This window comes from Halorussus lipolyticus, assembly GCF_029338375.1.
GTDB classification, from domain to species: domain Archaea; phylum Halobacteriota; class Halobacteria; order Halobacteriales; family Haladaptataceae; genus Halorussus; species Halorussus lipolyticus.
On sequence record NZ_CP119804.1, the window covers coordinates 584,177 to 604,243 of the forward strand.

The 20,067-nt window shown below is 64.2% G+C and carries 20 protein-coding genes; 7 read left to right on the forward strand and 13 right to left on the reverse strand.

The annotated features are described in order from the left end of the window. Window positions 1–60: 60 nt before the first annotated feature. Window positions 61–699 (reverse strand): DUF6517 family protein, encoded by a 639-nt coding sequence (locus tag P2T57_RS03050; protein WP_276301006.1) that lies wholly within the window; start codon window positions 697–699, stop codon window positions 61–63. A gap of 146 nt (window positions 700–845) precedes the next feature. Here P2T57_RS03050 and P2T57_RS03055 point away from each other — a divergent pair, with 146 nt between their 5' ends. Continuing rightward, a complete protein-coding gene (locus P2T57_RS03055) occupies window positions 846–1,955 on the forward strand; it encodes a sensor histidine kinase (RefSeq protein WP_276301007.1) in 1,110 nt (369 codons plus the stop codon). A gap of 6 nt (window positions 1,956–1,961) precedes the next feature. Here the strand turns inward: P2T57_RS03055 and cysS are convergent, their stop codons facing one another. The 6 genes from cysS to P2T57_RS03085 all read right to left on the reverse strand — a co-directional run bounded on the left by cysS (window position 1,962) and on the right by P2T57_RS03085 (window position 7,314). Next, window positions 1,962–3,410: a cysteine--tRNA ligase gene (cysS, locus tag P2T57_RS03060; protein WP_276301008.1), complete on the reverse strand. Its 1,449-nt coding sequence runs from the start codon at window positions 3,408–3,410 to the stop codon at window positions 1,962–1,964. A gap of 71 nt (window positions 3,411–3,481) precedes the next feature. Beyond that, complete coding sequence (locus P2T57_RS03065) at window positions 3,482–3,994, reverse strand: DUF7523 family protein (protein ID WP_276301009.1); 513 nt, start codon at window positions 3,992–3,994, stop codon at window positions 3,482–3,484. A gap of 111 nt (window positions 3,995–4,105) precedes the next feature. Beyond that, on the reverse strand, window positions 4,106–4,729 hold the full coding sequence (locus P2T57_RS03070) for a DUF7524 family protein (RefSeq protein WP_276301010.1): 624 nt from the start codon (window positions 4,727–4,729) through the stop codon (window positions 4,106–4,108). Between the two features lie 33 nt (window positions 4,730–4,762). Then, window positions 4,763–4,954: a methytransferase partner Trm112 gene (locus tag P2T57_RS03075; RefSeq protein ID WP_276301011.1), complete on the reverse strand. Its 192-nt coding sequence runs from the start codon at window positions 4,952–4,954 to the stop codon at window positions 4,763–4,765. 583 nt (window positions 4,955–5,537) lie between these two features. After that, complete coding sequence (locus P2T57_RS03080) at window positions 5,538–5,771, reverse strand: UPF0058 family protein (RefSeq protein ID WP_276301012.1); 234 nt, start codon at window positions 5,769–5,771, stop codon at window positions 5,538–5,540. Between the two features lie 178 nt (window positions 5,772–5,949). After that, entirely contained in the window at window positions 5,950–7,314 is a 1,365-nt protein-coding gene (locus P2T57_RS03085) for an adenylosuccinate synthase (RefSeq protein WP_276301013.1), read from the reverse strand. A 261-nt stretch (window positions 7,315–7,575) separates the two neighbouring features. On the opposite strand from P2T57_RS03085, the gene P2T57_RS03090 reads away from it, so the two are divergent. Further along, entirely contained in the window at window positions 7,576–7,881 is a 306-nt protein-coding gene (locus P2T57_RS03090) for a hypothetical protein (RefSeq protein ID WP_276301014.1), read from the forward strand. A gap of 2 nt (window positions 7,882–7,883) precedes the next feature. On the opposite strand, the gene P2T57_RS03095 is transcribed toward P2T57_RS03090, so the two are convergent. From P2T57_RS03095 to P2T57_RS03110, 4 genes are all read right to left on the reverse strand, one after another. Then, window positions 7,884–10,142 carry a DUF7527 domain-containing protein gene (locus P2T57_RS03095; RefSeq protein ID WP_276301015.1) on the reverse strand — a complete coding sequence of 753 codons (2,259 nt, stop codon included), beginning with the start codon at window positions 10,140–10,142 and terminating at the stop codon, window positions 7,884–7,886. A 598-nt stretch (window positions 10,143–10,740) separates the two neighbouring features. Further along, on the reverse strand, window positions 10,741–11,019 hold the full coding sequence (locus tag P2T57_RS03100; protein ID WP_135826121.1) for a UPF0058 family protein: 279 nt from the start codon (window positions 11,017–11,019) through the stop codon (window positions 10,741–10,743). 71 nt (window positions 11,020–11,090) lie between these two features. Continuing rightward, complete coding sequence (locus P2T57_RS03105; protein ID WP_276301016.1) at window positions 11,091–11,309, reverse strand: ribbon-helix-helix domain-containing protein; 219 nt, start codon at window positions 11,307–11,309, stop codon at window positions 11,091–11,093. A 201-nt stretch (window positions 11,310–11,510) separates the two neighbouring features. Beyond that, a complete protein-coding gene (locus tag P2T57_RS03110; RefSeq protein WP_276301017.1) occupies window positions 11,511–11,798 on the reverse strand; it encodes a hypothetical protein in 288 nt (95 codons plus the stop codon). 198 nt (window positions 11,799–11,996) lie between these two features. Here P2T57_RS03110 and P2T57_RS03115 point away from each other — a divergent pair, with 198 nt between their 5' ends. The 4 genes from P2T57_RS03115 to P2T57_RS03130 all read left to right on the forward strand — a co-directional run bounded on the left by P2T57_RS03115 (window position 11,997) and on the right by P2T57_RS03130 (window position 16,709). Continuing rightward, window positions 11,997–12,593: a sulfite oxidase-like oxidoreductase gene (locus P2T57_RS03115; RefSeq protein WP_276301018.1), complete on the forward strand. Its 597-nt coding sequence runs from the start codon at window positions 11,997–11,999 to the stop codon at window positions 12,591–12,593. Window positions 12,594–13,069: 476 nt separating this feature from the next. Then, window positions 13,070–14,416, forward strand: a complete 1,347-nt coding sequence (locus P2T57_RS03120; RefSeq protein WP_276301019.1) for an isochorismate synthase — start codon at window positions 13,070–13,072, stop codon at window positions 14,414–14,416. Continuing rightward, on the forward strand, window positions 14,413–16,185 hold the full coding sequence (gene menD / locus P2T57_RS03125) for a 2-succinyl-5-enolpyruvyl-6-hydroxy-3-cyclohexene-1-carboxylic-acid synthase (RefSeq protein ID WP_276301020.1): 1,773 nt from the start codon (window positions 14,413–14,415) through the stop codon (window positions 16,183–16,185). The genes P2T57_RS03120 and menD overlap by 4 nt, the downstream gene beginning before the upstream one ends. A 149-nt stretch (window positions 16,186–16,334) precedes the next feature. Continuing rightward, window positions 16,335–16,709 (forward strand): DUF7522 family protein, encoded by a 375-nt coding sequence (locus P2T57_RS03130; protein ID WP_276301021.1) that lies wholly within the window; start codon window positions 16,335–16,337, stop codon window positions 16,707–16,709. Between the two features lie 12 nt (window positions 16,710–16,721). Here P2T57_RS03130 and P2T57_RS03135 read toward each other — a convergent pair whose 3' ends face one another. Next, on the reverse strand, window positions 16,722–17,912 hold the full coding sequence (locus tag P2T57_RS03135; protein WP_276301022.1) for a pyridoxal phosphate-dependent aminotransferase: 1,191 nt from the start codon (window positions 17,910–17,912) through the stop codon (window positions 16,722–16,724). Between the two features lie 81 nt (window positions 17,913–17,993). Next, window positions 17,994–18,941, reverse strand: coding sequence for a WD40/YVTN/BNR-like repeat-containing protein (locus tag P2T57_RS03140; RefSeq protein WP_276301023.1), 948 nt, complete (start codon window positions 18,939–18,941; stop codon window positions 17,994–17,996). 194 nt (window positions 18,942–19,135) lie between these two features. Here P2T57_RS03140 and P2T57_RS03145 point away from each other — a divergent pair, with 194 nt between their 5' ends. Then, on the forward strand, window positions 19,136–20,029 hold the full coding sequence (locus P2T57_RS03145) for a 1,4-dihydroxy-2-naphthoyl-CoA synthase (RefSeq protein WP_276301024.1): 894 nt from the start codon (window positions 19,136–19,138) through the stop codon (window positions 20,027–20,029). Window positions 20,030–20,067: the final 38 nt, after the last annotated feature.

Sequence of the window (20,067 nt, forward strand, 5' to 3'; positions counted from 1 at the left end):
GTTCGGTGACACGCCCGACCGAAAAAAGCGTTTCTGGAGGGTCAGCGTGCGAGAGCAGTGTTACTCGCCGTGTTCGATGCCCCGGAGGAGTCGGTACACGTCGTCCTCCTGTCCGGGAAGTTTCTGGGGATAGACGGCGATTGCGACCACGTGGTCGCCCTCGTGTTCGACCTTCGTGACGTGGACGTAGGCGTCGAACTCGATACCCACGGCGGTCCGCACGCTGGCCTCGAACTTCGAGACTTGCGTGGTCTTGCCCAGCATCGTGCGGTTCTGGCTGTCGACTTTCCGGACGTCGTTCACGCTCCGGAGTTGACTGGTGAACTGCTGGGCGAGTTGCTGATTGCTGTACTTGGCGAGGGGATTGAACGACTGGCCGAGGACTTCGACCTGCGGACTGGAGAAGACAGCGAACACCGAGACCTTCTGCTCGCCGAGGCCCCCGAATCCGACCTTCTGGTGGTACTCGGAAATCCAGTTGGTGACTTCGACCTCCTTGGACTGACCGGCCGCCGAGAAGGTCCGCGAGACGTTCATCGCCTTCGTGCTGTTGTGTTCGTATCCGGTCTCCTCGAGCGCGGCGTCGCTGACCGTGGCCTCCGAGGCCGAGAAGGTGAGCGGTCCCGACAGGACGCCGGTACACCCGCTAGTGACGACCAGCAGGGCGAGGAGGACGCCAGCGGCTACTCTGCGTGTCATGCTACTGGCGGGGTAAACAGGCGGGGGTTAAGAACCTCGTGGCTCCGAGTCGGGCTTGTGGCAGATGGCGGCCATTTGGAGACTTAAATAATTATCACCTGATATAATCGACGGAGGTATAAGAGTGGTTTTACATATCCACGATAATGCCTCTGCCGTCGGTCACGGCCGTTTCTCGTCGGGAATTAGGGTATCTGCGGGCCGCTCTCCTGCTGGGTGGCGTGCTAGTCGTCGTTCCCCTCTGTTATCTCGTCCTCTCGGAGGTCGGGGTGGTGGAGTCCGGACTCACGCCCTCCAGTCTGGCGCTGTTAGTGTTTCCGGGAACGGTGCTGGCGTATCTCGGCCACTCGGTCGTCGCGGGGGACGTGGATTCGGAACACTACCCCTTGGTGGCGCGCTACATGGTGTTGGGCATTCTGGCGCTCGACCTGCTGACGCTGTTGCTGATTCTCTACCCTGATGTCGTCATCGCCGAGCGCCTCTTTTCGTTCGGGTTGGCGTCGTCGGTCGGCGGTATTGGCGGCGCACTGTTGGGCGTCCGGGACGCCCGCCTCATCGAGAACGTCCGGGAGGCCCAGCGCGCCAAAACCGCGGCCCGGACCGCCGAGCGCGAGCGCCAGACGCTCTCGTTTCTGAACAGCCTTCTGCGACACGACGTGTTGAACGGCGCGAACGTCATTCTGGGCTACGCCGAACTCCTCCAAGATTCGGAGGGCGAGGCCGACCAACGACACCTCGACACGATTCAGACCCGGAGCGAGGCCATCATCGAGTTGGTCGAGAACGTCGGCCTCCTCATCGACGCCCGGACGAGTGACGCCGAATTGACCGCGATGAACCTCTCGGACCTCCTCACCGAGGAGTTGGCGGCGGCCCGCCAGACCCACCCGAGCGCGGAGTTCACCGCGTCGATGCCCGACGACCTGCTGGTCCGGGCCGACTCGCTGGCCGCCAACATCTTCGAGAACCTGCTGACGAACGCGGTCGAACACAACGACCGCGAGACGCCCCAAGTCCACGTCGAGGCCGAACGCCGCGACGACGAGATTCGGGTTCGGGTCGCCGACAACGGGCCGGGAATCCCCGAGGACGAGCGCGAGGACCTGTTCGAACCGACCGACCGAGGCACCCACGGATTGGGTCTCCATCTGGTCGAGACGCTGGTCGAACGCTACGAGGGGAGCGTGACTGTCGAAGAAAACGAGCCTCGGGGGACCGTCTTCGTCCTGCGATTCCAGCCAGTAGACGGCGAGTGAGGGCGCTTACTCCAACCGGAAGGTCGGTCCGTCGTCGGTGTCTTGGACTTCGACGCCGAGGGCTTCGAGTTCGTCGCGGAGTTCGTCGGCGCGCTGGTAGTTTCCGGCGTCTCGCTCCTGTTCGCGGACATTCAGCACGAGTTCGACCACTTCGTCCAGCACCTCGACCTCGCCCTCGGCGTCTCCCGCGAGGGCGAACCCGAGAACGCTTTCGCCGAACTCCTCGAAGGTCTCGACCGCATCGCGGAGCGCCCGGTAGTCGTACTCGTCGCGCTCGTCCAAGTGGACGTTGACCGCCGAGGTCAGGTCGAGAAGGGCGGTGATGGCTTCGCGGGTGTTGAAGTCGTCGTTCATCGCCTCGGCGAACTCGTCGCGGGTTGCCTTGACCGCGTTCCGGAGGTCGGCGTCCTCGACCTTCGTTCGGGCGTCCACGCTATCGGTGGCTTCGACGGCGCGGTCGTAGCCGCGTTCGAGACGCTCCCAGCGTTCGACCGCTTCGTCGAGGGTCTCCTCGCTGTAGGTCTGGCGGTTGTTGTAGGCCGTCGAGAGGAGGAACATCCGAATCGCGTCGGTGCCGAACTCCTCTACTGCGTTGCGGACCGTGAAGTAGTTCTGGAGCGACGACGACATCTTCTCGCCGCCGGTCTCCAGCAGGCGGACGTGCATCCAGTAGTTGGCGAACTGCTTTCCGGTCGCGGCCTCCGATTGGGCGATTTCGTTCTCGTGGTGGGGGAACACGAGGTCTTGGCCGCCGACGTGGATGTCCAGCGTCTCGTCCAGATGAGTCATGCTCATCGCCGAGCATTCGATGTGCCATCCGGGTCGGCCCTCGCCCCACGGAGACTCCCACGTCTGGCCGCCGGCAGGCGCGTCGTCGGGGTGGGCCTCGCCGGCCTTCCAGAGCGCGAAGTCCGCAGGGTTGCGCTTCTCTTGGCGTTCGTCCTCCTCGCCTTGGGCCTCCATCTCCTCGACTTGCTGGTTCGAGAGTTTGCCGTACTCCTCGAACTCGGTCACGTCGAAGTAGACCGACCCGTTGGACTCGTAGGCGTAGCCCTTCTCGACCAGCGTCTCCACGAGGCCGATGATTTCGGGGACGTGTTCGCTGACGCGGGGGTAGACCTCGGCCCGGAGGAGATTGAGCGAGCGCATGTCGTCGATGACTTCCGTGATGAAGTGGCGAGCGACTTCTGATTCGCTGTCGCCGAGGTCGTCCTCGCCGACGCGCGCGACGATTTTCTCGTTTACGTCGGTGAAGTTCTCGACGTGGCGCACGTCGTAGCCGAGGTGTTCGAGCCATCGGTGCATCACGTCAACGTGGACCCACGACCGGGCGTGTCCGAGGTGGGCGAAATCGGAGACCGTCAGGCCGCAGTAGTAGAGCAGTACCGACTCGGGATTTTCCGGTTCGAACGGTTCCCGCTCACCGGTCAGGGTGTTCGTCACCTGAAGCGTCATTAGGGGCTAGTTCCCCGAGCGACCGTTTTAAAGCGTCGATAGACGCACTTCGCGCCGATTGTCGGCGTCGATTACTCGGTCCCGGCGTTCGGAACCGCCTCCGAGGCGTCTTCCGCGATTCGCACCGCGTCGGGACCGTCTCGGCGCTCGACGGCGACCACCAGCGAATCGCCCGCGAACGCCGCGGTCCGGACCTCGATTTCCGCCGCTCGGAGGCGGCCGAGGAGATGCACCAGCGCGTCCCCATCCACCTCGCCCGAGACGACCACGGCGGTCAGCGACCCCTCGCCGGGTGCGAGCGCGGTATCGCCGACCGTCAGAAGCGCCTCTGCGGTCGCGTCGTCGCGCTCTACGACGCCCAGACCGCTCCGCATCGAGACGCGGGCGCTCCGCGACTCGGGTTGGTAGTCGGGCAACGACTCGGCGAACCGCCGGAGGGCGGTCGCAATCGAGTCGGGGTCGCCCTCGATTTCGTCGGCCAGCGACCGGGCCGCCGCGGTGTAGTTGACCACGCCCGCCCTCAGCGCGGTCAGCAGGAAGGGCCGCCGTCGGACCTCCTCGCGGGTCTCCTCGGAGAGTGACATGTGAGGACCAACGGCGGCGACGAGCAAAAACGATGCGGTGAGAAGAATCCAATTATTTCTTAGACAATCAAGTGTGTTTGCTTTAGCAACGTATTGTTGTCTGAGGGCGGACTACTCGACCAGCATGTACCCCGCGGCGACGACGGTTCCGAGGAGAATCAGTATGCCGACCAGCACGACGGCGCTGTTCGAGAGGGTCGCCGACCCGGCCGCGACGGCGAGCGCGAGGACCCCGAGGACGGCGACGGGGGCGTTCTCGCCGAACGAGGGGGTGCGGAGCGAACGGTCGGGCAGGTCGAACCCGACCGATTCGTCGTCCGCGTCCTCGTCGTCATCGGCGTCCTCGATTTCGGGACCAGTGCCGCTCGCGGGGTCGGCGAGGGAGGCGTCTACGTCCACCGCGTCGGCGCGTTCGTCGGGTTCCACGACGGAAATCGAGACGTAATCGGTCTCCGCGCCGTGGCCGGTGACGATTTTGAGTTGCCCCTCGACCGGCCGCGGACCGTCGGCTATCTCCACGCTGACCTGCCGGGTCGAATCCGCGTCCACGAAGTGGTTGTTCGCCGGGATAGACGCGACCTGCGAGAGCGCGTCGTCCAGATGCAGGTGGACGTGGACCGGCGCGTCGCCGTTGTGGAGTAGGATTGGGAACGACTCGGTGGCCTCGAACGACGCGCTAGTCTCGATGTCGTGGAGGCCACTGGAGTTGAGACGGACTGGGAGACTCTCTGGCACGCTATCGACACCTCCGACCGAGGGGAGAAAAAACTACGCCTCCACGTCGCGCATGTCCGGCGGGAGGAGGTTGGGGATGCCGTCCTCGATGGGGAAGGTCTCACCGCACTCGGTGCAGGTCAGCGTCCCGGAGAGGACCTCCTCGTCGTCGGTCTCGGTCGCGTCGAGTTCCAACTCCTGTTTGTCGAGCGGACAACAGATAATGTCCATCAGCGATTGCTTCATACTACCGGGTGTGGGTGGGTAGGCCAAAAGCGTGACGGGTTCGTCGGTCGCACCCGAGATATTCCCTCTTTGTTCATTATGTTATAATAATTTAGCTAATGAAGATTTATCAACACGACGCGCGGTTTTCTGGCGGAGGTGAACACGTTGTTCGGATTCAAAGTCCTGTACTACCGCGGCCTTGAGGGCTGTTAAGCGTGACTCTCGAAGCTACCGAGTCGTACTAATTGGCGACAGCAGACCGCTCCGCGTCGAGCGTCCGGTGGCGAGCGAGTCGGAGCGCCCGTGGCCGAAGCACTCGCTGTGAGCCTCGGTGATGAATCCTTCCGCATTTAAACAGCTTACATAATAAAGCGAGTTTAATTAAATTTTTAATATCGCGTCAGAGAGTCATTCACACGGAGGTGAAAAATAATGATTGACTTCGGCACGATGATTTGGTGCGACTACCTTGGTTGCTAAACGCTGACGAACATCATTCCCCATTTCTTCGAGAACGCTGGTCGTTCGAGCGACCGCCACGAACGCGGTTTCAGCGCGAGCGGAACCACCGGACGACTACCGCCGCCACCTCGCAGTCACGTCACGCTTCCTGCAGTTCGAGTTCCTGCTTCTCCTCGGCCACTTCGTCGGCCAGACGCTCGGCGAGGAGTTTCGCCGCCGACTCGTGTTCGTCCTTGCGACGCTGAATCTGGTACGGGCCGATTTCCCCCGTTTCGTACTCCTCGAACCGTTCGGGCAGGTCGTGACGGACCGCGAGGTATTCGTGGGTCTTTGCGAGCAGTGCGTGAAGGTAGATGAGTTCGACTTTGCGCATAGTTGCGCCGCGGGCGTAGCCGTCGGTTCGGCGTAGCTAACGCTCCTCGGTCTCCCACGCCACATCCCCGACTACCCCTCGGTACGAGTGTGCAGGCACACGACCTTAAGCCTGACCGCCAACCGGACTCGCCAGCGCCCCAGAGCTGTCTAGCAGGCGAAAAAAGCCCTCTCGGACGCTATTCGAGCGGGTTGTTCAGCACGACGGTCTCCTCGCGGCCGGGTCCGAGGCCGACCGCGTAGATGTCGGCGTCGAGTTCGTCGCTGACGTATTCGAGGTAGGCCCGAGCGTTCTCCGGAATCGCGTCGTAGCCCTCGTCGGCGACTTCGGCCCAGTCCACGTCGTCCCAACCGTCGAAGGTCCGGAAGTTGGGTTCGCAGTCGCCCCATCGCTCGGTAGTCGCGGGCATGGTGAAGACCTCCTCGCCGTTCAGGTCGTAGCTGTGACCGACCTTCACCTCGTCCAGTCCGGCCAGCACGTCGATGTGGTTGACCGCCAGACCGGTGAAGCCGTTGGCGCGCGCCGAGTGGCGGAGCATCGGCATGTCGAGCCAACCGACTCGTCGCGGGCGACCCGTGACGGTGCCGTACTCGCCGCCCTCCTCGCGGATGTAGGTGGCTAGCTCCTCGTTTTCGCCCTCGCCCTGCTCGTCGTAGCCGGGGGTGTCGCCCTCGACGCCGCCGAGTTCGGTCGGGAGCGGTCCGCTTCCGACGCGGGTCAGGTAGGCCTTGACGATGCCGACGACTTCCCCACCGCCGACGACGCCGGGGCTGAGACCTGTGCCCGTGGAAGCGCCGCCAGCGGTCGGGTTCGAGGAGGTCACGTAGGGGTAGTTGCCGTGGTCGATGTCGATGAGGGTGCCCTGCGCGCCCTCGAACATCACTTCGTCGCCGTCGTCCAGTCGGTCGGCGAGGAACTCGCCGGCGTCAACGGCCATGTCGTTCTCGGCGAGTCGCTCGCCGTAGCGCCGGTACTCGTCGTAGAGGCTCCCGATGTCGAACTCCTCGCCGGTCTCGACGCCGAACACGTCTTCGGCGAGGCGCTGTTTCTGCGGGACGACGTACTCCAGTTTCTCGCGCAGAATGTCGGGGTCCAGCAGGTCCGCGATGCGCAGGCCCCGGCGACCCACCTTGTCCTCGTAGGTCGGGCCGATGCCCCGACCGGTGGTGCCGACCTCTTGGTCGGACTCGCTTTTGGCCTCCTCCTCGATGCCGTCCAGCACGCGGTGGTACGGCAGGATGACGTGAGCGCGCTTGGCGACTCGAACGTCGGGGTCGAGGCCTCGCTCGCGCAGGCCGTCTATCTCCTCGAACAGGGTCGAGGGGTTGACGACACACCCGTTTCCGAGGACGCCGACCTTGCCCCGGACCGCCCCGCTCGGAACGAGCGATAGTTTGTACTCGGTGCCGTCCTCGACGACGGTGTGGCCCGCGTTGTCTCCGCCCTGATAGCGGGCAACCACGTCGGCGGCGTCGCCAAAGAGGTCCACGACGCCGCCCTTTCCTTCGTCGCCGAGTTGCGAACCGACGATGGTTACGGTCATTACGCGGATTGATTCTCGGGCACCCGGTAAACCGATTACGGTCCCTATCCCGAAACGATACATATTCGTGCCTATCTCGGCCGACTTAGGGTCGGAAAGCCACAGTATCGAGGATACTCGTCGGGTCTCGGACCGATTGGGCTGGCCAATCGACCACGGAACTGTTAACTACTCGCACCACAAAGCGTCGGGTTACTGGGTCCGTGACGGCTTCGACGGACAGCAACTTTTAAAAGTCTCTAAGACAAGTTAACACATGCCATGATAGATAGACTTGAGAAGGAAGTCGATATGTTGGAGCGCCATCTGCAGGTCCTGAAGATGGTCATCGAGAGCGAACCCATCGGTATCGTGAAAATGTCGAACGAAACGGGCTACCCGCACCACAAGGTTCGGTACTCCCTGCGCGTCCTCGAAGAGGAGAACCTCATCGAGCCGTCGAGTCAGGGTGCCATCACGACCGAGCGAACCGAGGAGTTCGTCGCCGAACTCGACGACAAGATAGACGAAATCGGTTCGAAACTCGACGAGATGAAAATTAGCGAAACCGCCGAAGCCGAGAACTGAACTTAGAGTTCCGGCACGTTCAGGTGGAATCCGCCACTGCGTGACTCCACCAGACACAGATGGTATCCGCGTTTGCGGGAGAGTTTTACGAAGCTCTCTCTTTTCTCGCGGCTCAAGAATCCACCAGCAGTCGCGTTCTCGGCGGTTTCGAGGGCTTTCGGCTCGAAGAAGCTCTCGGTGACTTGGAAGGCACCCGATAGTTCGTCGTGAGCGTGGGCCACGCCGTCGGCGGCGTCCACGAGCGCCCCCATCATGTCGCCGGTCGTCGGGTCCCGCGAGTCGTTGAGGTCCGCGACCACGAGGGGGTTGCCCATCCTGTCGCGCATGATGATGTCGAACGACTCTTGGCGGGTGTCGTCGGTGTCGCCGCCCGCGCCGACCGACCCGTGGAGGTCCACCCGGTCGATTTTCGGAATCGACTCGTAGAGGTCCTTGAGACCGTTCCGGTGGCCGGTGTCCCGAATTTCGTACAGTAACTCCTCGATTATCCACGAGACGAACTGGTATTCGAACGAGTCGTGCAGGAACTCCTCGAAGGGTTCGCCCTCGACCGTCGCGCCCTCGGTTTCGAACTGGGTGTGGTGTTCGAGGCGGAGGTTCTGGTTGACCTCCTCGGGCTTGACTTGGCCCTCGGCGGCCTCGTCCAGCGTTGCCTCCCCCTTCGACTCGTAGCGCACGAACAGGTTGGTCTGGTCGAACGCCTGCGAGCGACTGAGTTGCCGACCGCTCGCGCCCGACCCGCCGGACCCGGCGTTTTCGAGTTTGGCTTCGAGACGTTCGACCTCTTGGCGGAGGGCGTCGCGTTCCCGCTTGTACTCGTTGCGCTCGGACTCGACGTTCGAGAGGCGCTCTTTCAACTGCTGGACCTGCTGTTTGCGCTGGCGGAGTTGCGACCGAAGCTTCTGGATTTTGGCCTGCGACTGCTCGTCCGGGCCACCCGACTGGCCGTCGGACCCGCCGGGCGATGTCCTCGACTGTGACCCGGTTCTGGACGCCGAACCCGCCTGCGAGGACTCACCACTGCTGGCCCCCGAAGACGACGACCCGGCGGTCGCGGCGTCGTCGGTCCGAGACTGCTCGCCGGGTGCGGTCGAACCGGACCCGACGGCCGACCCGGCCGCGTCGCTCCGGGCCGACTCGTCGCTGTCCTCCTCGGCGGGACCCGCGCTCCGGTCGGGGTCGAGCGACGGAATCGTGGTCGCCTCGCGCCACTGGGCTTCCTCCTCGAAGGCGTCGCTGTCGGTCTCGTCGGTGGTGTCAGTCGCCGAGTCGGTCTCGGCATCGCTCTGGGTCTCCTCGGGGCGGGAAGCCCCCGAGTCGGGCGTCTCGACGGACTCGACGGCCGCCCCGGCGCTCGCGCTCGCCGGGTTCGCGGTCTCCTCGGTGGCGTCGGTGGTGCCGGTCGCGGCCGCGCCGGAATCGGCCGTCGCGGACTGTCCTCGGCCGGGTTTCCTACCGGGGTCGGGTTCCGAGGAGGCCTCGGTTCCGACGTCTGCGGTCTGGTCGGTCTCTCGGGCAGTCCCGCCTGCGGTCGCATCGGTCCCAGCGGTTCGCCCGGCCCCGCCGGATTCGGGCGAGGGTCCGCCGGTGCCGCCCGTGCCGGACAGGCCCGACGCGCCGTCGTCCGTCGCTCCCGTCGCGCCCGACTCATCGCCGCTGGCTGACTCTGGTGCGCTGGTCGGCGAGTCCAGTGTGCCGTCCGGCGATTCGTCGGGTTCGTCGGGTTCGGGCACGTCGATGACCTCGATGTCCACGTCCCGAACCTCGTAGATGCCAACCTCGTCGTTGGCGCGCTCGAAGGCCTCGTCGCCGGTCACGACCTGTTCGCTCGCACCGACGAACGCGACGCTCATCGACCGGCCACCGTAGTAGGCTACGTAGTAGTCGCCGCTCAGCACGTTCTCGCTGAGTTCGACGTACCCCGTGAACTTGCCGTCCGTGAGCGTCGAATCGACCTCCGACAGCGGCGTGTCGTTCGTGTAGTATTTTGCCTGTGTCTCGCCGCCCTCCTCCTGCATGCTGAACAGGAGCGGGAGCGACGGATGGGGCGCGGCGTAGGCGGTGCCACCGGCGTCCTCGAAGTCGTCGAGACTCCCCTCGTAGACCCCGATTATCCGCCCGTTGAGCATGAACAGCCACGCGCCACCGGCCCTGACTGCCCCCGAGAACTCCCCGTCTGAGAGTTCGCGCAGGCCAGCGAACCCGTCCGCAAACGAACGAGTATCCCAATCTTCGACCTGCTCGACCGTGCGCGTTTCCATATTACGAGGAAACCAAAGCCCTCTCAAATATCTTGCGGCCCGAACTTTTGCAACGGGCGCGCCCCAAGAGGCGCGCCCCTTGCAAAACTTCGATGAAAAACCGGCGTCACCCCCTCAGCCTCGCGCCGTCGGCGCGAGGCTTCGAGGGATTCCTTGGTTCGCTCGTCGCTCGCGGTCGGACTGCTGGTGGTCAGCGTGGAAAGTCGAACACGCGCGAAACAGGCTGAATTCTAAGCAATGAAATCCGTTTCTAAAAGTGTATTTACGTTTTCTAAAGGCAGGTTATCAATTCTTAGCTTGCGCGCGCATAGTCATCAGACTCGGACAGCGAGCGACCGAAGGGAGCGAGCGCACGAGCAGAAGCCACAGGCTAGCAGTTCTACCGCGAAGGAGGAGTGAAACGACGACTGAGCGGACCAAGGGAGGACCAAAGCGAGCGAAGCGAGCGGCGGGACGACCGCCGTGTTGTCGGGAGCGAAGCGACCGACTGCTCGGAAGACGCGGTTTGTCTTCCGGTGTTTTTGGTCGAGCTTTTGCAAGGGAGAGAACGCCTGAGCCGTCGGCTCAGGCGTGAACGACCGCTGGAAAAGGTCGTGGTTTAAATTTTGGATTCTGCGTCGTCGGCGAGTTCCTGCATGCGCTTGCCGATGCGCCCGGCCTCGCTGAACTCGTCGTCGCTCATGGCCGTGGCGAGAGCGTTGCCGAGGACGAAGACGGCGTGTTTGTGTTCGCTCTTGGACTTGTGGACGTGCGAGGGGTCCACGTCAAGTTCCTCGTAGGGGTCGAACAGGCCGTCTCTGACGCGCTCTTGGTCTTGGAAGTACTCCATGATGAGGACCATCTCCTCGTGGAGTTCCAGAAGCTCGTCCTTGTGCATGTCCGTGGATACGGAAGTGTCTGGCTTAAGGGTTTCTGAGATGACTTCCCACGCACACCAAAAACGGAGGTTTAGAAGACGTACTCGTCCTCGTGACCCATCATTCCTTCGTCTTCCAGACCGGGGTCGTGGTCGTCGTCGTCCATGGGACCACTGGTCTTGTAGGCTTTTAGCCCGGTCGAGAGGAGGTCCTCGATGGCTTCCTCTCGGTTGACGAACTCGCCCTGTTCGACCATCTGGGCGATCTGCATCTCGAGATGTTCCGGAATAGTTATCTCTACCTTCGGCATTGGAACATTGGTGGCTTCGGGAGGGGTGTTCTTAAGTCTGACGGGGATAGCTACCGCGGACGACAAACCATTTAGGTGCTATCGAAAAGAACGATTCTCGTTCCCGGAACTCAGAGTTGCGATTCGATAATCGAGGTTGTTGTTGACGATACACAATGCCCGATTATCGGGCGAATGTCCAAAAAATGAAACGTCAGTCGTTCAGCGACTGCCGAGCATCTGCTCGATGGAGTTGATGATGCGGTTCGGCCCGAGCGCGGTGACGGCTTTCTCGATTCGCTTCTGGTTGTAGTAGCTAGCGAACGCGAGAATCGTCGGCGGCCACAGGCCGATGAAGATGCCCTGCATCCGGTTGCCCCGGACGAAGAACTGGTGAAGCGCGAGGCCCACCGACGTAGCGGCGGCGAGGACCGTCACGTCGGTCGCGGTCTCCTCGGCGGCCTGTACGGTCTTGTCTTGACCGGCCGTGCGTTGTTCTTGAGTTGCCATGCGAACTATGCGTTAGGAGACCCGCGCCTTTGTTATTCAGTCTATACTCCCACTCGTTCCGTCCCACGCGGGTTAGGTCCGGGTTACCGGAGCCGAAACCTCACGTTGCTCGGCCATAGTCTCGTCGGCGTCCCTCGATTTCCCTCGCGCCCGTGCGCAGTCGATAAATCTACTTGCGTTCGACACTCACCCCGACACATGAGCGTCATCGACGTGACGGACCTTCACGAGGAGTACGACGGCGAGCGCCTCCCGCCGGGCCAGCGCGAGACCAGCAAGTTCCCGGTCCTCTCGAAGGGTGGGACGCCCGACTGGGACCCCGAGACGTGGGAGTTCACCGTCTCGGGCGCAGTCGAGGACGAACTGTCCTTCTCGTGGGACGAGTTTCAGAACCTGCCAAGCGAGACCCAGAAGCAGGATTTCCACTGCGTGACCGGGTGGAGCAAGTTCGACTGCGAGTTCACGGGCGTCACCTTCCCGGACCTCGCGGAGATGGCGGGCGTGAGAGACGACGCGGAACACGTCATGTTCTCGGCGCTGGACGGCTACACCACGAATCTGCCCCTCGAGGACTGCATGCGCGAGGAGGTCCTGTTTACCTACGAGTTCGACGACGACTCCCTCCCGGCAGAACACGGCGGTCCTCTGCGGGTCGTGACGCCCCACAAGTACGCCTACAAAGGTGCGAAGTGGGTTGACGGCGTGGAGTTCCTGACCGACGAGGAACGCGGCTACTGGGAGAAGCGGGGTTACTCGAACACCGCGAATCCGTGGAACGAGGAGCGATACAGTTAATCAGTTTCTGTCTTTTCGATATTTGGGGTCGATAGAGTCGTAGATGGATGGACCACATCGTGAGTAGGAGAACTGCGGCATCTTCTTAGAAAGCGACCGGCCCCTTTCAGTCCGCCGGCGGACAAACCGCGTCCTCCGAGCCTGTACTCACTTCGTTCGCACAGACACCCAAACTGTCGGAGGAGGAACGGGGCTTTTGCCGGTGGTTTGGGGAATCAAGCGTCGGCCTCACGCCTCCCCAGCCTCCTCACTCCCGCGCAGAGCGCGGTCGTTCGTCCCTCGCGCGACGATGGCGTGGCATGAAGCCACGCCAGCGCGCGCCGGACAGCAATTGGAATCGTTGGCGTAGCCAAAAGTCGAAATTCGAATCTACGAGTTTTCGGCGCTCCGAGGAGTCTGATTACGGTGCCCGAACCCCACCCGAGTCACGAGTAATTCAGTTAGACTAAAGGCTCCCGACTCCTGAGTTCGACTGAATGGAGTCTCCGCCCCGCGACGGACAGGTGTCGGCTGAACCGACCGGCTCCGCCCTCGTGAGCCGGGCCTGCAAGCTACCCGACTGCGACCCCCGACCCTTCCTCGCCGGGCGGGACGCGCCGCGAATCTACTGGACCAGTCCCTACGGTCCCGAGTTCGCCGGCGGCGGCACCGCGGCCCGAATCACGGCCGACGGGGCCGGCGGAACCGACCGGTTCGAGTCGGTCGCCGAGACAGCAGACGAGTTGTTCGACGGGATGGACTACGACGGCCCCGAACCGGCCCGACCGCGGCTGTTCGGCGGCTTCTCGTTCCACGCCGACCACGAACCGGCCCCGCCGTGGCAGAACTTCGGTACCGGCGAGTTCGTACTGCCCCGGACCCAGTTGACCCGCGCCGACGGCGAGACGTGGCTGACCGTCTCGGCCCGCGACGCGCCCGCCGAGGCCGTCGAAGCCGAGCTTTCGGACGTCCGAGACGCCCTCGCCGAGGACCCCAAGCGACCGCGGGGCGACCCGCCGGGCGTCGTGGCGACCAACCCCACCACGACCCGCGAGGAGTGGGCCGAGCAGGTTCGGGCCGCCGTCGAGCGAATCGACGCTGGCGACTTGCAGAAGGTGACGCTGGCCCAAGCCCTCGCGGTCGAGTTGGCCGACGAGGTGTCGATACCCGACGTGCTGGCCCGCCTCGGCGAGTCGTACCCCGACTGCTTCCGCTTCTGCTTCGAGCCGACCCCCGAAGCCGCGTTCTTCGGCGCGACCCCCGAGCGACTCGCAACGCTCCGAGGACGAACCGTCGAGACCGACGCGCTTGCGGGGTCTGTCGGCCGAGGAGACACCCCCGAGGAGGACGCTGAACTGGAGGCCAGCATCGAGGAAAGCGAGAAGATGGCCCACGAACACGGACTGGTGGTCGAGACCATCCGCGAGCAGTTGGCACCCCTCTCGGCGGAGGTCCGGGTCGAGGACCGCAGGGTGAGAAAGCTGGCGACCATCCAGCACCTCTGGACGCCAATCGAGGCCGACCTCGCTTCGTCCGGCCACGTCCTCTCCATCGTGGAAGCTCTGCATCCGACCCCCGCTGTCGGCGGCCTCCCGCCCGAGAAAGCCCTTCAAACCATCCGCGAGACCGAGACCTTCGCCCGCGGGTGGTACGCCTCGCCTGTCGGGTGGTTCGACGCCGAGGGCGACGGCACCTTCGCGGTCGGCATCCGGTCGGCGGTCACGAGCGGCGAGTCGGCCACGCTGTTCGCCGGGAACGGCATCGTCGGCGACAGCGACCCGGACGAGGAGTACGAGGAGGTACAGCTCAAGTACCTGCCGATTCTGGACGAACTCGAGAAATGAGTGCCCCCAACCGCAACACGCTCTGGGCGCGGGCGCTGGTCTCCGAACTCGAATCCGCGGGCATCGACGCGGTGTGCGTCGCCCCCGGAAGTCGCTCGACGCCCCTGACCGTCGCGTTCGCTCAGCACCCCGACATCGAAGTGTTTTCGCACTTGGACGAGCGTTCCGCGGCGTTCTTCGCCTTGGGGCGAGCGAAACGGACCGGCAAGCCGACGCCGCTGGTCTGCACCTCGGGCACCGCGGCGGCGAACTTCCACCCCGCGGTCATCGAGGCCAATCAGGCCCGCGTTCCGATGCTCCTGTTGACCGCCGACAGACCCCCGGAACTCCGGGATTCGGGCGCGAACCAGACCATCGACCAGCAGAAACTCTACGGCGACGCGGTTCGGTGGTACAAGGACCTGCCCGAACCCGAGGCGGACGGCCGAAAGTTGCGGTCGCTCCGGGCGACCACGGCGCGGGCGGTAGTCGAATCGACCGGCACGCCGCCGGGACCGGTCCACCTCAACGTGCCCTTCCGGAAACCCCTCGAACCGGTCGAGGTCCCCGGCGACGTACCCGAGGACTTCGCGGCGGAATCGCCCCTCGGTGCCGAGGGCCGAGACGGTGCTTTCGTCGGAACCGCGCAGGGCAGACCGGAGTTGGCCGACGACGAGATTCGGCGCGTCCGGCGGGCAATCGAGGAGACCGACCGGGGTCTCGTCGTCGCCGGTCCCGCGAATTCGCCGACGCCGAGCAGAGCGGCGCTGGCCGACCTTGCCGAAGCGACCGGATTCCCGGTCCTCGCCGACCCGCTCTCGGGCCACCGGTTCGGCCACGACGCCGAGGTCCCGATTCTGGGCGGCTACGACGGCTACCTCGACGCGGTGGGCGACTCGTGGCCCGACCCCGAGGTCGTCCTGCGCTTCGGCGCGTCGCCGACCTCGAAGGTGCTTCGACAGTATTTGGAGGCCAGCGACGCCCGGCAGTTCCTCGTGGACCCCGCCGGCGGGTGGCGCGAGGCCACCTTCACGGCGACCGACTTGCTGTCTGCCGACCCGACCCGACTCGCTCGAACACTAGCCGAAACGACCGATTCGGCCGCGGCCAAATCGGCCGTGAGCGAGTCGTGGCGCAGTCGCTTCGCCGAGACCGAGGACCGATACTGGGACCTCGTGGCGGACGCGCGGGCGGAACGGTTGTTCGAGGGCGGCGTGCTGTCGGCAGTCGCACAAGACACCCCCGACCCGGCCACCCTGATGGTCTCGAACAGCATGCCGGTCCGGGACTTGGACCGGTTCGGCCAACCGCGGTCGGCGGACCTCTCGGTGCTTGGCAATCGGGGCGCGAGCGGCATCGACGGCATCACCAGCACCGGGTTGGGCGCGGGGAGCGCCACCGACGACCCACTCGTCATCGTGACCGGCGACTTGGCCTACTACCACGACATGAACGGCCTGCTCGCCGTCGCGCGGTGCGGCGTGGACGCGACTATCGTGGAAATCAACAACGACGGCGGGGGCATCTTCCACATGCTCCCCATCGAGGAGTTCGACCCGCCCTTTACCGAGCAGTTCCGGACTCCTCACGGGTTGGACTACGAACCCACCGGGGTCCTCTACGGACTGGACTTCGAGCGCGTGGCCGACCTCGACGCCTTCCGGTCGGCCTTCCGCGAGTCGGTCGGAAGCGAGGGGACGCAGGTAATCGAGGTCACGACCGACGCCGACGACAGCCATCGGTTCCGCGACGAGGTGGCCGAGCGCGTTGGCGACGAACTCGGACAGTAACGCTGTCTCAAAGCAATATTCTCTTGTCTTTTCAAATTGTATAGGTTGTTCTACTGCGTCGATAGCGTAGCTATCTTGACCCACTCAGTCTAGATAGACTACAGACTATAAGATTGATATATTTCGAGTCGTAGTTTCCCGTACCACACATGTCAGAAAATTCGTCAGAGGCCCTGACCGAGTTCCTGAAAGAGCAGGTCGGTCGTCACCTCAGGAGCGTCATCTTCTACGACGACACCGGCGGCGAAGTGATATACGTCCGCGACGACGTTGCCGACGAGTACACCGACGAGGACGTATCGGAAGTCGTCCAAGACGTGCGACTCGAAGCCGTGGACAAACCCCACCAAGAGAGCCTCTACGTCCACGGCCCGCTCGAATGCACCCTCCGACTGTTCGGCGACGCCGTGGAACTGCACTTCCCCCACGACGAGACCAGCGGCACCGCCGTCGCGCTCGACGGCGAGGTGTTCCCGATGCACAACACCTTCGTCGAGCAGTGTCTCGACGCGATGGGCGAGTAGCGCCGACGCGCTCTACTCGGTTTCCGCTCGCACCATCTCCTCGATTCTGTCGAGACCCTCCTCGATGCGGTCGAGACTGTTGGCGAAACTGATTCGGAGATACCCCTCGCCCGCGTCGCCGAACCCGTCGCCGGGCGCGGTCACGACGCCGTAGTCCCGGAGGAGCCGTTTCGCTATCTCGAAACTCCCGCCGGGCAGGTCGGTCACGTCGAGGAAAGCGTAGAAAGCACCCTCGGGCCGGGGGCAGGAGACGACCGGCATCGCCGCCACCTTCTCGACCACGAAATCCCGGCGCTCGGCGAACGCGGCCTTCATCTCGGCGACCGGTTCCTGCGGCCCGGTCAGCGCGGCCAGCGCGGCCTGCTGGCTCACCGCAGAGGTGCAGGCGGTCGTACTCTCGCCGATGCTGGTCACCGCGTCCACGACCTCCTGCGGTCCCGCCAGCCATCCGAGACGCCACCCCGTCATCGCGTAGGTCTTCGAGCAGGAATCGACCGTCAGGACGTTCTCGGGCGAATCGACGTAGGACGCTGTGCCCCGGAACTCGTCGTCGTAGGTCAGGCGACCGTACACCTCGTCGGCGATGACGTAGGCGTCGTTGGCTTCTGCGACTTCCGCGACTTTCGAGACGGCCTCCTCGTCGTAGACCTGTCCGGTCGGGTTCGAGGGCGAGGTCAGAATGACGGCCGCGGTATCCGGACCGATTTTGCCCGCCACGCGCTCGGCGTCGAGGTCGAATCCGGATTCGGCGGGCAGGGGGACTTCGACCGGGGTCGCACCCGCCAACTGGACCTGATTCACGTAGTTGGGCCACGCGGGCGTCGGCACGACCACCTCGTCGCCCGGCCCGGCCAGCGCCATCATCGACAGCGAGAGGGCCTCCATCGCGCCGTTCTTGACCGTGATTTGCTCCGGGTCGTACTCGACGCCGCTCTCGCGGGCCATCGTCTCCGAAATCGCCTCCCGGAGCGGCGGGATGCCCGCGTTCTCGGTGTACTGGGTCGCGCCGTCGTGTGCGGCCTCCGCCGCGGCGTCGATGATGTGGTCGGGCGTGCCGAAATCGGGTTCGCCGACTTCGAGGCGCACGAGGTCACGGTCGGCCCCTTCGGCGAGGCCGAACATCACGCGAATCTTCGAGCGTTCGAGGCTCCGGGTCCGGTCGGCGAGGCGCGCCGTGGCCTCGCGCTGGCCTGCGTCGGTCATGGCCGTAGCCACGGAACGGCCCGACAAGTAGTTTCTCACACCCTCGTCGGAGCGACGGGTCGAAAGAAGCCGCGAGTCGCGTCAGTTCTCGATGATGGTGCCGCCAGCACCCACCGCGATGTCGGGGCTACCGCGCACGACGGCCTTCAGGTTCGCGCCCGTCGGCGTCGTGTCCTGCGACCACGTACCGCTCGTGAGGTCGAAGACGGCACCGCTGTCGCCGACTGTGTAGCCGTCTTGGTCGTCGTCGGTAACTTCGATGTCCCGGAGCGAGGGGTCGCCGAGGTTGTTCGGCGTCCAGTTCGCGCCGTCGTAGTGGAAGACCTTCCCGTTCCCGCCACAGACCCACACGTCATCGAAGCCGTCGCTGTCGATACCGTAGAAGGTGACGCCCGCGTCGTTGTTGCCGATGGCCTGCCACGACGCGCCGTCGGTCGTCTCGAAGACCTTCTGGTTGGTGTCGATAGCGTGGCCGTCCTTCAGGTCGAAGAAGTCGAGCGCGGGGAGCGCGGCACCGCTACCGGGCGTGACCGAGTGCCACTTTCCGGCCTTCCCGTTATCGAAGTTGTAGAAGATTTTGCCCGACTTGTTGGTCGCGTAGACGTTGGCCTCGCCCGCGTTACCCGTGACCGCGACGTCGGAGAAGTTGTCGCCGGAACTGAGCGGGTTGGAGTAGTCGTTGAGCGACCCGGTACTCACGTCGTACTCGCCGACGGCACCGCTCTTGCCGACGAACCAGAGTCGCTCGCCGTCGTCGGTCACGTCAGAGCCGAGCAGGTCGCTACCGTTACTGCCCGGACCACCATCCACGACCTTCTGCCAGCCGTTCGAGGTCCGCTCGATGACGTCGCCAGACCCACCGACCGCGAACGCACCGCTGTTGGTGTACTCGACGTCGTAGAGTGTCGTCTGAACCGGTGATTCCACGGAGGTCCAACCGCTCGCGGCGGCCGTCGTGCCGGGAACGGCCGCGAGTGCAATTGTCGAACCCATTACCTTCAGGGCGGAGCGGCGGGTACGTTCTGACATGTTGCACTCAGGGATAGCGACGTAACTCGAAAAGAGTTTTCTAACGTTTGATGAAAGTACGAGTGAATACTAGATAACGGAGGTTCGTTAAATTGTCGGGCGTTCACAAACGCAGGAGGAGGCGGTCACGGTAGGCGTCGTCGCGGGCGCGGAAACGAGGAACCTATTTGTTCGTCCCGACCCGACGCCGACACATGGTATCCGAGATTTTCGACCCCGAGGAGTGGGAGCAAGCGGGACCCGACTTCGACGACATCACCTACCACCGAGCGGTCGATTCGGGCACCGTCCGCATCGCGTTCGACCGGCCGGAGGTCCGCAACGCCTTCCGGCCCAAGACCGTGGACGAACTCTACGACGCGCTCGACCACGCCAAGCGCCAGACCGACGTGGGGTGTGTCCTCCTGACCGGTAACGGTCCGTCGCCGAAAGACGGCGGGTGGGCGTTCTGTTCGGGCGGCGACCAGACTGTCCGGGGCGAGGAGGGCTACGAATACCGCGGCGAGGACGGCGAGACCGACCGGGCCTCGAAGGGCGGTCGCCTCCACATCCTCGAAGTTCAGCGCCTGATTCGCCACATTCCTAAGCCGGTCCTCTGCGTCGTCCCCGGATGGGCGGTCGGCGGCGGCCACAGTCTCCACGTCGTCTGTGACATGACCATCGCCAGCAAGGAACACGCGCTGTTCAAGCAGACCGACCCCGACGTGGCCTCCTTCGATGGCGGATTCGGCTCTGCGTACCTCGCCAAGCAGGTGGGCCAGAAGAAGGCCCGTGAAATCTTCTTCCTCGGGAAGAACTACGACGCCGAGGAGGCCGCCGAGATGGGGATGGTCAACGAGGCCGTGCCCCACGAGGACCTCGAAAAAGTCGCGCTCGAATGGGCCGAGGAGATGAACAAAAAGAGTCCGACCGCCATGCGAATGTTAAAGTACGCGTTCAATGCCACCGACGACGGCATGGTCGGCCAGCAGGTGTTCGCTGGCGAGGCCACCCGACTGGCGTACATGACCGACGAGGCCCAAGAGGGCCGAGACGCCTTCGTTGAAGGTCGTGAGCCAGAGTTTGACGAGTTCGACTGGCACTACTGAAACCACCTTTTTTCTTCGTCGGGTGTCCTCGGGCGCGA